Origin of the sequence: Enterobacter cloacae complex sp. SHL001, from assembly GCF_049236825.1 — a bacterium.
Taxonomy (GTDB): Bacteria; Pseudomonadota; Gammaproteobacteria; order Enterobacterales; family Enterobacteriaceae; genus Enterobacter; species Enterobacter hormaechei_C.
Map to the genome: position 1 here is coordinate 292,653 of NZ_JBMKIP010000005.1, position 14,092 is coordinate 306,744.

The window sequence follows — 14,092 nt, forward strand, 5'->3', positions numbered from 1 at the left end:
ATGCCAATAAACGATAATACCCCACGCCCGCAGGAGTTCGCCGCGGTCGATCTTGGCTCAAACAGTTTCCATATGGTCATCGCCCGCGAGGTGGATGGCGCGATGCAGATCATCGGTCGTCTGAAGCAGCGTGTGCATCTGGCCGATGGACTCGACGCGCGTAACATGCTGAGCGAAGAGGCCATGGAGCGCGGGCTGAACTGTCTGTCGCTGTTCGCAGAACGTCTGCAAGGCTTTTCGCCTTCCAGCGTCTGCATCGTCGGGACGCATACGCTACGCCAGGCGCTGAACGCGCCGGAGTTTCTTAAGCGCGCGGAAAAGGTTATCCCCTACCCGATTGAGATCATCTCCGGTAACGAAGAAGCGCGCCTGATTTTTATGGGCGTGGAGCATACGCAGCCGGAAAAAGGCCGCAAGCTGGTGATTGATATCGGCGGTGGTTCCACGGAACTGGTGATTGGCGAAGACTTCGAGCCGCGTCTGGTGGAAAGCCGCCGTATGGGCTGCGTCAGCTTCGCGCAGATGTATTTCCCTGGCGGCGTCATCACCCGCGAAAACTTCCAGCGCGCGCGCATGGCCGCCGTACAAAAACTGGAAAATCTGGCCTGGCAATACCGTATTCAGGGCTGGAACGTGGCGCTGGGCGCATCGGGTTCGATTAAAGCGGCCCATGAAGTGCTGCTGGCAATGGGTGAAAAAGACGGGTTTATTACGCCTGAGCGCCTGGTGAAACTCACCGAAGAGGTGCTTAAGCATAAGAGCTTCGACGCCCTGAGTCTGCCGGGTCTGTCCGACGAACGTAAAGCCGTGTTCGTACCGGGGCTGGCGATCCTCTGCGGCGTGTTTGACGCGCTGGCGATCAAAGAGCTGCGCCTCTCTGACGGCGCCCTGCGTGAAGGCGTGCTGTATGAGATGGAAGGCCGTTTCCGTCATCAGGATATTCGCAGCCGCACCGCGCAGAGCCTGGCCAACCAGTACAACATCGACCGCGAACAGGCGAAACGGGTGCTCGAAACCACGGTTCAGATGTACGAGCAGTGGGAGGAGCAGAATCCGAAGCTGGCGCATCCGCAGCTGGCCGCGCTGTTGAAATGGGCCGCCATGTTGCACGAGGTGGGGCTGAACATTAACCACAGCGGAATGCATCGCCATTCAGCCTATATTCTGCAAAACAGCGATCTGCCTGGTTTCAACCAGGAGCAGCAAACCATGATGGCGACGCTGGTGCGCTATCACCGCAAAGCCATCAAGCTCGACGATCTGCCGCGCTTTACGTTATTTAAGAAAAAGCAGTTCCTGCCGCTCATTCAGCTGTTGCGCCTGGGCGTGTTGCTCAATAATCAGCGACAGGCAACCACCACGCCGCCGACGCTGAAGCTAAAAACGGATGACTATCACTGGACGCTGAGCTTCCCGAACGACTGGTTTAGCCAGAACGCGCTGGTGCTGCTGGATCTGGAAAAAGAGCAGCAGTACTGGGAAGCGGTCACCGGCTGGCTGTTGAAGATTGAAGAAGAGAGTTCTGAGGCGGCAGCGTAACGGCTCAGGCGGTCTCCTGAGAAGGCTGCGTGTTGAGCAACGTATCAAGCTCAGCCGGCAACCCAATCAAATAGCCCTGCACATAATCGATACCTAGCGCGTGCACCGCGCTACGTATCTCTTCCGTTTCCACATATTCCGCCACCACCAGCATTTTCTTCATCCGGGCCAGATGGCAAATGGAAGCCACAATCTGGTAATCCAGGCTGTTGCTGACAATATTGCGAATAAAGCCGCCGTCGATTTTGAGAATGTCTGCGTCCACGCTTTTTAACCGCGCATAGCTGGCGTAGCCCGTGCCAAAATCATCAATGGCGATCCGGATGCCCATTTTTTGTAATTTCCTGAGGGTCGACGCCGCCAGATCCGCATGACCAAAGGCGCTGCTTTCGGTCACTTCAAAGATCAGCTGCCACGCTTCAACGGCGTATTTGGCTAACAGGCGGCTCACTTCAAGCGGGAACTGCGCCCGGTAGGCGGTAGAAGGTGCGAGGTTGATCGCAAAGCGCTGGCCCGGCAAACGCTGGCGGTGCTGTGCCAGAAAACTCAACGTATGCTCCAGTACCCATAAATCAACACGCGACGATAAACCAAACTCCTGTGCAATGGGCAGGAACTGCTCGGGAAAGATCAGCGCCCCGTTATCATCACGCATTCGCAGCAGCACCTCGTGATAACAATCACCGCGCAGCCCGCGAACAGGCTGAACCAGCAGGGTAAAAGCGTCCTGCTCCAGCGCGGCCTGCAAACGACTCATCATCGCGACCTTATCTTTCAGGCTACGCTGCAAATGAACAGCCCCGCGCTGCTGAAGATTTTCCGGGTGGTTGGTAGAAAGGGAGAGATCGGCCACGATACCCAGTTCCCCCAGCACCAGATAGAGATGATTGACGGGTGAGCGTACATAGCAATAGCTCACGCCGACCTGAGGCTGTACCGGCATACCATCCCAGATAAAAACAAACTGCTTGATATGCTCGTCCAGCGTTTCAATGCGCTGTTGATGCGACTCCGCCTCCAGACGCACCGCCATGTCATACCCGGTGAGGTGATAGACTCGCTCATTGGGCTGAAGGGTACCGTTTATCCATTGCGCCAGCTGCTGTTTATACTGGATCCGCAGCATCACGCCGTAATTGCGTCCCAGCACCTCCAGCTCGGGCACGCGCAGTAAACAGAGCGCTGACCACGGATGACTGGCCAGCTCGCGCGACAGCGCCCGCAGGTTGGGCATATGCACCACCGGATCGAGAAAAGCCTGACTGCGGGAGCGAATATTGATGGCCCGCTGGCGTGTCGCCAGCATCGACATGTACGTCACAACGAAGGAAAAGACCAGATAGCTGGATGAGGTGATCGCCAGCTGAATGCCATAACCCTCTTGCACCGGAATGTAGTGATAAAAAAAGTGAATCGACACCAGCAGGACCGGCGTCCAGATGAGTGACATCAGCTTGTAGCCAAAGCGCATCGCCCCCCAGAGCATCACGGGCATCAGCAGGGACAAGGTGTAGTTGGTACTGAAAATGGAACTGTTTGCATTCATGGGCAGCAGCAGCATGACCAGCAACCCGCCCAGGGCTAAAAACCACACCACAAACTCAAAGGCCGTCACCTTTTTGTCTATTTGCGCGCGGAGCTGGGACACCAGTCCCTTGATATAGCGCGGATGACGTATCAGACGGATCAGCAGGTAGCTTAGCGGCACGCCCGTCAGCCCGCTCACCAGCAGCCCCTGATAGTTAATAAGGGTCCGAATATTGAGGGGATTCAGTCCTGCGAGGCTCTGGCGGCTCTCATAGACGCCGAGATAGACCGCAAACTGAAACAGCAGCAGAAATAGCGTTGCCGGGCAAAACACCTGCCAGAAAATACGCTGCCCCATCAGGCGTATGTCACCGTAAGCGGTCATATTGCGCCGGGGCGCAAATACGCGATAACCGCCCCAGCTGAGCACCAGAGGAACGATAAAATGCAGAATGCCGGCCATGGCTTCAAATAACCCAACGGAGGGGTAATAACGTAAAAACAGCGACACCACCACCCCGGGGAGGGCTTCCAGGCCAAAGAATAACATCAGCGTCAGCAAAAAGGAGAGCGGGAGATAATAGAGCGCAACGATACCGTCGCCCAACTGCGTTAAGGTATTAGCCACACTAAGCACCGGGAGTAACACGACGGGTAAAATAAGAGGAAGTGCCCACCAGCGGTCTTTATTTTGCTTCAGGATGTGGTGAATATTCATAGATGCTCGTTTACAACCCTTGCGCTCCAGAGGGTAAATGAAGACAGGCATCCAACCTGACGTACACGTTGCCTGGAAATTCCTGGCAAGCACAGTGGAGGAGGGATTTTAAATAGCAACGACGGGATGCGGTTGACCTAAATCAAATTAATTTATCTGAATAAACCCTTTTCACGTTTTTTTTGAATATTTTTCCTGTAATTATCAATGCGATAAATAAAAGCGTTGTTTTTAATAACATAAATTAATGTAAGCATTGACGCTATTTTACATTTCGCCGAATTGACCCTGACTTGCGGCTGTGCCTTAATAGCCGTATCGCCCAAAAGGGTATACTCAGGAAAAGAAAGTGAGTCAGGCTACGCGTATGCGAAAACGACATCGATTTAACACCCGGATGACCCGCATCATACTGCTTATCAGTTTCCTGTTTTTCTTTGGCCGCTTTGTTTATTCCTCCATTGGCGCCTGGTATCACCATCAGGACAAAATTCAGTCGCAGCAAACCAGTCTTAGCGTTGAAACGCCCGAGCGCTAACGTACCGGGTGTTTTTGCACTATTCGAATAATGCCTGCAATCCTTTTGTACGAGCGATTTCATCCGACCGGGTATGGTCATCACCGCAGATTTACCTCGGGTTGACGCGGGTCTTTTCCGGACTGGCGATAGCCGCCAAATATCTCCGATACCTAAAAATGATTATCTGTCAGATGGCGGGTCGGGTCGGGAAAAAGTGACTTACGTGGCGTGGGATAACAAACCAGGATGGCTCGTGGTTAGTAAGAGTGAGCGGATGAATGATCCTGAACCTGAGCGCGCGATGGCAAAGTTTCGCAGGTCGGGTAGGCTCAGCGCCACCCGACAAGAAAAGCCGATTTCAGCGCCTGTTATCTACAGGATAACTCCTGTTAATCCATGCGTGGTCCTTCTCCCACGTAAACATCCATTTGCGCACCGGGCCGGCCATCACGTTGAGGTAATAACTGTCATACCCGGCCATCGTTGCCACAGGATGGTACCCCCTGGGCACCATCACCACGTCACGGTTATAGACCGCCATACACTCATCCAGCGTTCTGTCGTCGGTGTAGACGCGCTGCATGCAGAAACCCTGCGCAGGGTTAAGACGATGGTAGTAGGTTTCTTCCAGGTACGTCTCCTGCGACGGGTTATCGGTGTCGTGCTTATGACTGGGATACGAGCTGGTGCAGCCCTCACTGGTCCACACTTCCACCACCAGCAGGCTGTCGGCAGGTTTGTCTTCTGGCAGGATGTTGTGCACGTAGCGCTGGTTGTGGCCCATACCGCGCGCTTCGCCGTCGATATCCTGTGGGGCAATCAGCCGCGTCGGATACGCTCCTGTGCCCGGCGCAGCGCAGACGGCCAGCTCCAGCTTAGTCAGCGCTTTCACTTCTACAGTCTCCTGTGGGGTCACGTAAACCGCCCAGGGCTTAATGCGCTCGAACGGACTCATCCGCTCGCCGATGTCGTTAAACCGGGCGGAAGGGGTGCTGATGGAAGCGCGACCGGCAACCAGCACCAGACAGCGCTCTTCGCTGACAGCAGGCAGCGTCAGCTGCTGCCCCTCCTGCAACTCATAAGCTTCAAAGCCGACATACCCCCAGTCAGCGCTTTCTGGCGTAACGGACTGCGTGCGCCCCTCCGCGTTCGGCTGTTGCCAGCGTGATAACAGACGTGACATGTCACCTCCTCAAATAAGTCCGGCATTGCGCGCCAGGCGGTGCAGGTTGTTATACCCCAGTCGGGCATAGGTAAGCGGATGGGCGATTGCCGGGTCCTGCTCGGCCTCCACCACCAGCCAGCCGTGATAATTCTGCGCTTTCAGCAGCCGCATGATGGGCGAGTAATTCACACAGCCGTCGCCCGGCACGGTAAACACGCCGCTCAGCACCGCATCAAGGAAGCTGGTTTTGCGGTTTTTGACCTCCGCCAGCACGTCGGCGCGCACGTCTTTGCAGTGAACGTGGTTGATGCGCGACGCCCAGCGCTGCGCCACCGCCAGCGGATCGGCCCCGGCAAAGGTCAGATGTCCGGTATCCAGCAGCAAACCGACCGCCTCCCCGGTGTGGATCATCAGGTTGTCCACGTCCTCAGCGGACTCAATTACCGTGCCCATATGGTGATGGTAGGCAATCTGCACGCCCTGCTGCTGGGTGTAGCGGGCAAATTCGGTGAGCTTCTCGCCATACTCTTTCCAGCGTTCCTGCGGGAAGCGCGGGCGCAGATGCACCGGGGTCTGCTGCTCGCCATGAATGCAGCCGCTCACCTCCGCAAAGACCAGCACCTTCGCCCCCAGCTCGCGCAGCAGCGTCAGGTGCGGCTGCACGGCGGCGATCTCCTCCTCCACGCTGCGCTCCAGCAGGCGGCCGGAGTACCAGCCGGAGACCAGTTGCAGGTCGTGGCGCTGTAGAACAGGGCCGAGCAGGTGCGCTTCGCGCGGGAATTTGTTCCCCAGCTCGAAACCGGCAAAGCCTGCCGCTTTGCCTTCGCTCAGACAGGTCTCCAGCGAGGTTTCCGCCCCGAGAGAAGGCAGATCGTCGTTCGTCCACGTCAGCGGGTTAATGCCTAATTGCACACTCATTGTCGTCTCCATTATGCGTGTCCGCGCTCGCGCCACCAGGCGATAAGCTGTAGGTAGTTGTCCCGGATGCGCGCCACCAGCTGCGCATCGTCAATATCATGTTTCAGCCACGCGCGGGAAGCATCGCCAAACAGCGTGCGTCCCACGGCGAAACCTTTCACCAGCGGCTGCCCCGCCGCGGCTCTGAAGTCGGCCCGGAGCTGTTCTGCCGGAGCATCCAGCCCGAGGATCACCACCCCACGGCAGTACGGGTCCCGGCGTTCGATAATCTCGCTCAACGCCGTCCAGCCCTCTGCGGAGAGCGGTGGCAGTTTCCACCAGTCGGGGTAAATCCCCAGGTTGTAGAAGCGAGAAATGGCCCGCAGGTAAAGTTCGTCGCTGCGCGGCATGCTGGCGGGCAAAATCACTTCCAGCAGCAGCTCGTGCCCGGACTGGCAGCAGGCGTGGTAGACCTCGGCGATTTTCTGCTCCTGCTCCAGGCGCAGGCCGTGGGCATCTTCCGGGTGGAAGAAGACCAGGCACTTCACCACGTGCTCCTGCGGCCAGCTGATAAGCTGGGTGCCGATGTTGCCGTGCTCCATCTCCAGAGGCCGGGAGCCAGGCAGCTCGATGGGGCGGCCAATCCACCACCCTTCCCCGGTGATGGCGTTCAGCGCGTCCTGACCAAAGGTGCCGTCGCACAGCAGACCAGCTTTACCTTCCAGCCCGGCGCGGCTCGCCGCCTCGCGGCTGGCCTGCAGGATCAGTTGCTTCAGCGCCGGAATGCGCTTAAGCGACGCGCCGCACTGCATCGCCATATCCTCAAGCTGGCTGCGGTGATCGAACGCCATCACGCACAGCTCCGGCCACTCGCGGCGACGGGTGGTCACCCGGTGGAGATGGTTAAGACGCGGGTCGAGATCCGGGCGCGGCACATCCGCAGCGCGGGAGAGATAGTCATCCAGCTCGATTTTGCTCGGCATCGCCGGGGCGCAGCCGTGGCGCGACACCACCAGCGCGCCGCAGGCGTTGGCATAGCGGCACGCCTGCTCCCAGCCCTCGTCGTTCAGGTAGCCGCGCAGCAGGCCGGACATAAATGCGTCCCCCGCGCCGAGGACGTTTAGCACCTCCACGCGCACGCCGGTCACCGTCAGGCCGTCGTCCAGACGAGGCGGAATAGCGTCTGTATAGACCGAGCAGCCCAGCGCGCCGCGCTTGCAGACCAGCGTCGCCTGACTCACGCCACGCACCTGAGCCAGCGCCTGTAGCGTATCCGTACTGCCACCCGCAATGTGAAACTCCTCTTCGGTGCCGACAATGACGTCGAAGAGGTGCAGCACCTCCTGTAGCTCACGGGTGACCTTGTCGGCGGCGATAAATCGCGTTTCACCGTCGCCTAAGGAGGTCAGCCCCCACAGCACCGGACGGAAGTCGATGTCCAGCACCGTGCGCACGCCGTGACGGCGGGCATAGCCCAGCGCCGTCAGCACCGCCTCGCGGGTCTTCGGATGAGAAAGATGCGTCCCGGTGATGGCAAGACAACGGGCGGAGGCAATGTAGCTTTCGTCCACATCGCTGGCCGTAATAGCCATATCCGCGCAGTTATCGCGATAAAAAATCAGAGGAAAAGTGTCCCGGTCTTTAATGCCGAGTAGCACCAGCGCCGTGAGGCGTTCTTTATCAATAATCAGATGGCGGGTATCGCAGCCAACCTGGTTGAGCTCTTCGCGCAGGAAGCGGCCCATATGTTCATCGCCAACGCGCGCCAGCATCGACGAGCGTAAACCCTGGCGCGCGGTGCCGTACGCCACGTTGCCGGAAGACCCGCCGAGATATTTGGCGAAGCTCGACGCGTCCTCCAGACGGGCACCAACCTGCTGGCTGTAGAGGTCTACCGCCACGCGGCCCATGCATATCACATCAAACTGCTTTTCCACGTTGATACCTCATCAGACAATATCGTTCACGTTCAGCCAGCGGCCTTCCAGGTGTGAGAGCGCGATCGCGTCCAGCACGCGCGACACCTTCCAGCCCTCTTCGAAGTCCGGCCACATTGGCGCGTCGGCGGCAATCCCGTCCACCAGGTCGCGCACCTCCACCGTTTTTTGATCGTTAAAGCCAATACCATGGCCCGCGCCCATGCAGAACGCGGCGTAGTCCGGGTGCGCCGGGCCAACGAGCAGCGTGCGGAACCCCTGACGGTTCACCGGATCGTCATGCAGATAGAGCTTCAGCTCCGCCATGCGCTCCTGGGTGAAGCTGATGGCGCCTTTCGTCCCGGTGATGACGTACGACAGCCCCATCTTGCGGCCGCAGGCGACGCGGGAGGTTTCAATGACGCCCTGCGCCCCGCTCGCGAAGCGCACCATCGCGTGGGCCTGATCCTCGTTTTCGACGGCAATCATCTCCGACGATCCGGCCTTCGCCGGGCGCTCCGGGACCACGATCTTCAGGTCGCCGCAGACCTGCTCGATATCCCCCACCAGGTACTGGGCCATATTGACGATGTGAGCCGCAAGGTCGCCCAGCGCGCCCAGCCCGGCGGTCTCTTTAAAGCAGTGCCAGTGAATGGGCGACAGCGGGTCGGCCATGTAGTCTTCGTTGTGGGTGCCGTAGAAGTGGATCACCTCGCCAATCTCGCCGCGGGCGATAATATCCTTCGCCAGCTGCGCGGTCGGGTTCTTCATGTAGTTGAACCCCACCAGCGTTTTCACCCCGGCCCGCTTCGCGGCATCGACCATCGCGCGCGCGTCGTGGGCGTTAAGCGCCAGCGGCTTCTCCGAGTAGACGTGCTTGCCGTGGCGGATCGCCTCCAGCGCCATCTCTTTATGCAGATGGTTGGGTGAGCAAATATCCACTACATCAATGGCCGGGTCGGCCACCAGCGCCCGCCAGTCGCCAGTGGAGCGGTTGAAGCCAAACGCCTGCGCACGTGCTGCCGCCAGCTCCGGCGTCACTTCCGCCACCATCTCGCGCACCAGCCTACCGCGCAGGTTGAACACCGTCGGGGCCTGGGCATAGGCGATGGCGTGCGCCTTGCCGATATACCCGGTGCCAATCAATCCAATACGAATCTCTTTCATCACGATCCTCACAGTGCGCCGCGACGGCTCTTGGCATAGGTATCGAATGCCACCGCCAGAACGATAATTAATCCGGTAATAATTTGCTGGTAGTAGGCCGAGACGTTCATCAGCACCAGGCCGTTAATCAGAATGCCCATGATGATGGAGCCGATAACGGTGCCGCCGATGCGCCCGTAGCCGCCCATCAGCGAGGTGCCGCCAATCACCACCGAGGCGATAACGCGCAGCTCAAAGGAAATTCCGGCCACCGCCTCAGCACTGCCCAGACGCGCGCTCAGGATGAAGCCTGCCAGCCCCGCCAGACAGCCAATCAGCACGTAGACGCTGACCAGCACGCGCTTGACGTTGACGCCCGCCAGGCGCGCCGCCTCCGGGTTGCCGCCGATGGCGTAGACGAAGCGGCCCCAGCGGGTTTTATGCAGCGCCAGATAGCCGCCGACGGCGACGATGGCGAAGATCCAGATCGGAATGGATATGCCGAGCAACTCCCCGCGCCCCCACCAGCGGTAGCCTGGGTCGAAACCGGCGATCGGCGCGCCATCGTTAATCACCAGCGTCAGGCCGCGCCAGATGGTCATCCCGCCGAGGGTGACGATAAACGGCGGCAGGCGCAGGCGGGTGACGCCCAGGCCATGGAGAAATCCAATCGCCGTGCCCATCGCCAGACAAATCCCCAGGCCGATCAGCCAGCTCATGCCGCCCCAGGCGTTCGGGTCAACGGTGGTAAAGTTGTCGCCCTTAATCACGTACGCCGCGGTCATGGCGCACACCGCCAGAATGGAGCCGACGGAGAGGTCGATCCCGGCGGTGAGAATAACGAAGGTCATCCCCACGGCCATGATCCCGTAGATGGAGACTTCGGTCAGAATGTTGAAAATATTGCGTTCAGAGAAAAAGTTGCTGTTCTGCGACTGGAAGAAGATCAGCAGCAGGATCATGAAAATCAGCACCCCAAAGCGCTCGAAGAAGGCGATGGGATCGATGCGTCCGGCGCGTTTGACCGGGGCCTGCGTTTTAGAAATCATCTGCGTCATGAGAAACTCCGTTATGCCGCGTTCAGGGCGTTGTGGTTGATGGCCATCATCGTCATCAGCCGCTCTTCGTTGGCATCATCGCCGTGGATCTCGCCGGTTACCCGGCCTTCGCTCAGGGTGATGATCCGGTCGGACACCGCCATCACTTCAGGCAGATCGGAGGAGATCACAATCACCGCCACGCCCTTTTTCGCCATGTCAAACAGCACCTGGTGCACTTCTGATTTGGTCCCCACGTCGATGCCACGCGTTGGCTCATCGACAATCAGCACCCGTGGGTTGAGCGCCATGCATCGCGCGAGGATGACTTTTTGCTGGTTACCGCCGGAGAGCTTGCGCACCTCCTGCGCACTGTTGACCATTTTGATCTGCAGCGCCTGGCGGTAGGACTCAATCAGATCGTCCTCTTTGCGGGTATTGACGAACCAGCGCCAGTGCAGCAGTGACGAAAGGCAGGAGAGCGACAGGTTGTCGCGAATCGACAGCCCCAGCACCGCCCCCTCTTTTTTGCGATCTTCCGGCACCAGCGCCACGCCCTGATCGAGGGCATACAGCGGGTCGCGCGGCTGGTACGGCACGCCGTCAAGCTCAAAGCTGCCAGAGGTAAACGCGTCTGCGCCAAACAGGCAGCGGGCCACTTCGGTGCGTCCTGCACCCACCAGTCCGGCGATGCCCAGCACCTCCCCGGCGTGGACGTGGAAGCTGATGTCGTGCAGGGCAATACCGTGCGGATCCAGCGGCGGCTTCTCGCGGCTCAGCCCCTTCACTGCCAGGCGGACGGGTTTGTCTTCATGATGCGTTTCGCTGGCAGGACGACGGTTAAAGGCTACGTCGCGCCCGACCATCAGGCGGATCAGCTGCTCTACGTTGGTCTCCACCACCGCGCCGGTGCCGGTGAAGCGGCCGTCCTGGAAAACGGTGAAGCGATCGCAGAGCTGGAAAACTTCGTGCAGGCGGTGAGTTACATAGATAATACTCACGCCACGGTTTTTAAGCTCCCGCACCACGCGGTGCAGGCTTTCTACTTCGCTGTCGCTCAGCGCGGCGGAAGGTTCATCCATGATGATCAGCCGAGCGTTAAGGGTCAGCGCTCTCGCGATCTCCACCATCTGCTGCTGGGCCACGCTCAGGCGGGCAACCGGTGTGGTCGGCGCAATATTCAGTTGCAGGTAATCCAGAATGACCTGCGCCTCCTGGTTTACTGCTTTTTCGTCAACGATCAGGTTGCGCCTGCGCGGTTCGCGCCCGAGAAACATGTTTTCCGCAACGGTCATGTTGGGCAGCAGGTTGAACTCCTGATAGATGGTGATAATGCCCTTGTTCTGGCGTTCCACTGGAGAGTCATCTACCGGCAGCGTTTCGTCGTTAAACCAGATATCCCCGCGGGTTTGCGGCTGCGCGCCCGCGAGCGCTTTCAGCAATGTAGATTTTCCCGCCCCGTTTTCCCCCAGCAGGGCGTGGATTTCTCCGCTACCGACGGTCAGCTGAGCGCTGCTCAGCGCCCAGACGCCGGAAAAGCTTTTTGCCAGGTCGGTCACTTTCAGTAAGGGTTGCGACATCGGTCTGCTCCTCCTCATGTTGAGCCGCCAGAGGCGGCTCGGGACATATCAGTTACCGGCCTCACCGATACGCTCGGCCTGCTGTAGGTTCTCTTTGGTGATCAGCGTCGGCGGGTAGTCGGCTCCGGTGATGGCTTTCTTCTCGCGCACGTTGGCCACCAGCTGGCTCATCGCCGTCTGCACCGCAAAGCCCGGACGCTGATCAGCCGTCACCGCCAGCCAGCCGTCGCGCACGCGAGCCAGCGCTTCCGGTACCGCATCAAAGCCGGTGACCAGAATTTCTCCCGGCTTTACGCCCTGGCCTTGCAGCGCTTCAATAGCCCCCAGCGCCATATCGTCGTTGGCGGAGAGGATCACCTGCGGGCGTTTCGGCAGCGAAGGCAGAACGCTTTCCACAATGCGCATCCCTTCGGAACGCATCCAGTTGCCGGTCTGATCGGCGACGATCTTGTACTTATCCCCGCCCGCCTTCAGACTGTCGCGGATCCCTTTGGTGCGTTCGATATTGGAGGAAGAGCCCGGCTGACCGGTGAGGAGAATGATGTCCGCGCCGTTGGGGAATTTGGTTTTGACGAAATCGCCAATCGCCTGGCCGCCCTTATAGTTGTTGGCACCGAAGTGCGGCACTTTCTTCTGGCTGTCGACGGAGCGGTCGAGCGTGACCACCGGCAGCTTCGCATCCTGAATTTCATCCACCGCGCTGGAGACCGCGTTTACGTCGTTCGGGGAGACGATAAAGCCCTGCGCCCCGCGGGTGATGGCGTTTTCCAGGTCAGCTACCTGTTTCGGTGAACTGCCCTGCCCGTCCAGCACCTGAAGCTTCACGCCCATCTCTTTTGCGGCTTTCACCGCCGTGCGCTGCATGTGAACTTCAAACGGCATGGCCAGGTTTGGCGTACTGAAAACTATTTGCTCGTTTTCGGCGAGGGCGGCCCCGGACGTCATGGCGATGAGGGCGGCTACGATCAGTTTTTTCATTATTATGTCTCTCTGTGTAGGGTTGTGGTGTTTAGAGGACGATCTCGCGCTGGCTACGCAGCGACTCCAGCGCTTTATCCGCAAGGTACAGCGCACGTTCACCATCATCGCCGCTGCAGTCAGGTACCGCTTCGCCACGCAGGACCGCAACAAAGTGTTCCCATTCCGCGGCGTAAGCGGATTTGTAGCGCTGCAGGAAGAAATGTTCCGGCAGCGCGCTGGTGCAGCCCTGTTTACCGTAGTGTTGCACCTGGTTTTCAAGGATGTTGCCCGCGCACAGCAGCCCTTCGGAGCCGTGCAACTCCAGGCGCTGGTCGTAGCCGTAAGATGAACGGCGGCTGTTAACGATGGTCGCCATCGCGCCGGAGGCGTATTTCAGAACGATAAACGCGGTATCGATATCCCCCGCCTCGCCAATCGCCGGATCCACCAGGTTGCTGCCCTGGGCATACACCGACACCGGCTCTTCGCCCATGATGAAGCGTGCCATGTCAAAATCGTGGATAGTCATATCGCGGAACATGCCGCCGGAGACGCGCACGTATTCCACAGGCGGCGGAGATGGATCGCGGGAGATAATCAGCAGCGATTCCGGCTTGCCGATGCACCCGGCCTGCACGTCGGTTTTAACGCGACGGAACTGCGGGTCAAAGCGGCGGTTAAAGCCGATAAACAGCGGCACATCGTACTCTTTGACCACTTTCAGGCAGTCGCGCACGCGGGCGAGGTCGAGGTGTACCGGCTTTTCACAAAAGATGGCTTTGCCGTGGCGGGCGGCCATTTCAATCAGGTCCGCGTGGGTATCAGTCGCGGAGGCGATCAGCACGGCGTGCACGTTAGGGTCGGTCATCGCATCAATCAAGCTCTGCTGGCGGGCCTGATACTGCGCGGCGAGACGGGTTGCAAATTCCTGATTCGGGTCAACCACGGACCAGAGCGTGGTCGCGCCGTGGCTGGCGATGTTAGCTGCATGAACCTGGCCAATTCGGCCAGCGCCCAGTAAAGCAATGTTAAACATAACGGCTCCCGGTGTTGGTGAATGCTGTGAACTAACGACCCTATAAATAAA

The 14,092-nt window shown here is 59.0% G+C and carries 11 protein-coding genes; 2 read left to right on the forward strand and 9 right to left on the reverse strand.

Annotation, left to right across the window (positions count from 1 at the left end; translation table 11 throughout):
• Positions 1–1,539 carry an exopolyphosphatase gene (ppx, locus tag ACOTYH_RS15955; RefSeq protein WP_032671813.1) on the forward strand — a complete coding sequence of 513 codons (1,539 nt, stop codon included), beginning with the start codon at positions 1–3 and terminating at the stop codon, positions 1,537–1,539.
• 4 nt (positions 1,540–1,543) lie between these two features.
• Here the strand turns inward: ppx and ACOTYH_RS15960 are convergent, their stop codons facing one another.
• A complete protein-coding gene (locus ACOTYH_RS15960; protein WP_058689136.1) occupies positions 1,544–3,784 on the reverse strand; it encodes an EAL domain-containing protein in 2,241 nt (746 codons plus the stop codon).
• Between the two features lie 349 nt (positions 3,785–4,133).
• Between ACOTYH_RS15960 and ACOTYH_RS15965 the strand changes: the two genes are divergently transcribed.
• The gene (locus tag ACOTYH_RS15965) at positions 4,134–4,322 is read left to right on the forward strand and encodes a YfgG family protein (protein ID WP_032654440.1); all 189 of its coding nucleotides are present in this window, start codon (positions 4,134–4,136) and stop codon (positions 4,320–4,322) included.
• Between the two features lie 340 nt (positions 4,323–4,662).
• Here ACOTYH_RS15965 and iolB read toward each other — a convergent pair whose 3' ends face one another.
• The 8 genes from iolB to iolG are packed head-to-tail and all read right to left on the reverse strand — an operon-like array spanning position 4,663 to position 14,041.
• The gene (gene iolB / locus ACOTYH_RS15970; RefSeq protein ID WP_032654443.1) at positions 4,663–5,487 is read right to left on the reverse strand and encodes a 5-deoxy-glucuronate isomerase; all 825 of its coding nucleotides are present in this window, start codon (positions 5,485–5,487) and stop codon (positions 4,663–4,665) included.
• Between the two features lie 9 nt (positions 5,488–5,496).
• Positions 5,497–6,387 (reverse strand): myo-inosose-2 dehydratase, encoded by an 891-nt coding sequence (iolE, locus tag ACOTYH_RS15975; RefSeq protein ID WP_032654446.1) that lies wholly within the window; start codon positions 6,385–6,387, stop codon positions 5,497–5,499.
• 11 nt (positions 6,388–6,398) lie between these two features.
• The gene (locus ACOTYH_RS15980) at positions 6,399–8,303 is read right to left on the reverse strand and encodes a bifunctional 5-dehydro-2-deoxygluconokinase/5-dehydro-2-deoxyphosphogluconate aldolase (protein ID WP_058689137.1); all 1,905 of its coding nucleotides are present in this window, start codon (positions 8,301–8,303) and stop codon (positions 6,399–6,401) included.
• 12 nt (positions 8,304–8,315) lie between these two features.
• A complete protein-coding gene (locus ACOTYH_RS15985) occupies positions 8,316–9,449 on the reverse strand; it encodes a Gfo/Idh/MocA family protein (protein ID WP_032671818.1) in 1,134 nt (377 codons plus the stop codon).
• A gap of 8 nt (positions 9,450–9,457) precedes the next feature.
• Positions 9,458–10,486 (reverse strand): ABC transporter permease, encoded by a 1,029-nt coding sequence (locus tag ACOTYH_RS15990; RefSeq protein WP_032669397.1) that lies wholly within the window; start codon positions 10,484–10,486, stop codon positions 9,458–9,460.
• 11 nt (positions 10,487–10,497) lie between these two features.
• Complete coding sequence (locus tag ACOTYH_RS15995) at positions 10,498–12,045, reverse strand: sugar ABC transporter ATP-binding protein (protein ID WP_163371475.1); 1,548 nt, start codon at positions 12,043–12,045, stop codon at positions 10,498–10,500.
• Positions 12,046–12,093: 48 nt separating this feature from the next.
• The gene (locus ACOTYH_RS16000) at positions 12,094–13,023 is read right to left on the reverse strand and encodes a substrate-binding domain-containing protein (protein ID WP_032654457.1); all 930 of its coding nucleotides are present in this window, start codon (positions 13,021–13,023) and stop codon (positions 12,094–12,096) included.
• 31 nt (positions 13,024–13,054) lie between these two features.
• Positions 13,055–14,041, reverse strand: a complete 987-nt coding sequence (iolG, locus tag ACOTYH_RS16005) for an inositol 2-dehydrogenase (protein ID WP_032669395.1) — start codon at positions 14,039–14,041, stop codon at positions 13,055–13,057.
• Positions 14,042–14,092: the final 51 nt, after the last annotated feature.

What these genes read in the sequence shown, in the direction of transcription:
- ppx (WP_032671813.1), top strand. Translation starts at nt 1, where the DNA reads ATGCCAATAAACGATAATACCCCACGCCCGCAGGAGTTCGCCGCGGTC.
- ACOTYH_RS15960 (WP_058689136.1), bottom strand. Translation starts at nt 3,784, where the DNA reads ATGAATATTCACCACATCCTGAAGCAAAATAAAGACCGCTGGTGGGCA.
- iolB (WP_032654443.1), bottom strand. Translation starts at nt 5,487, where the DNA reads ATGTCACGTCTGTTATCACGCTGGCAACAGCCGAACGCGGAGGGGCGC.
- iolE (WP_032654446.1), bottom strand. Translation starts at nt 6,387, where the DNA reads ATGAGTGTGCAATTAGGCATTAACCCGCTGACGTGGACGAACGACGAT.
- ACOTYH_RS15985 (WP_032671818.1), bottom strand. Translation starts at nt 9,449, where the DNA reads ATGAAAGAGATTCGTATTGGATTGATTGGCACCGGGTATATCGGCAAG.
- ACOTYH_RS15990 (WP_032669397.1), bottom strand. Translation starts at nt 10,486, where the DNA reads ATGACGCAGATGATTTCTAAAACGCAGGCCCCGGTCAAACGCGCCGGA.
- ACOTYH_RS15995 (WP_163371475.1), bottom strand. Translation starts at nt 12,045, where the DNA reads ATGTCGCAACCCTTACTGAAAGTGACCGACCTGGCAAAAAGCTTTTCC.
- ACOTYH_RS16000 (WP_032654457.1), bottom strand. Translation starts at nt 13,023, where the DNA reads ATGAAAAAACTGATCGTAGCCGCCCTCATCGCCATGACGTCCGGGGCC.
- iolG (WP_032669395.1), bottom strand. Translation starts at nt 14,041, where the DNA reads ATGTTTAACATTGCTTTACTGGGCGCTGGCCGAATTGGCCAGGTTCAT.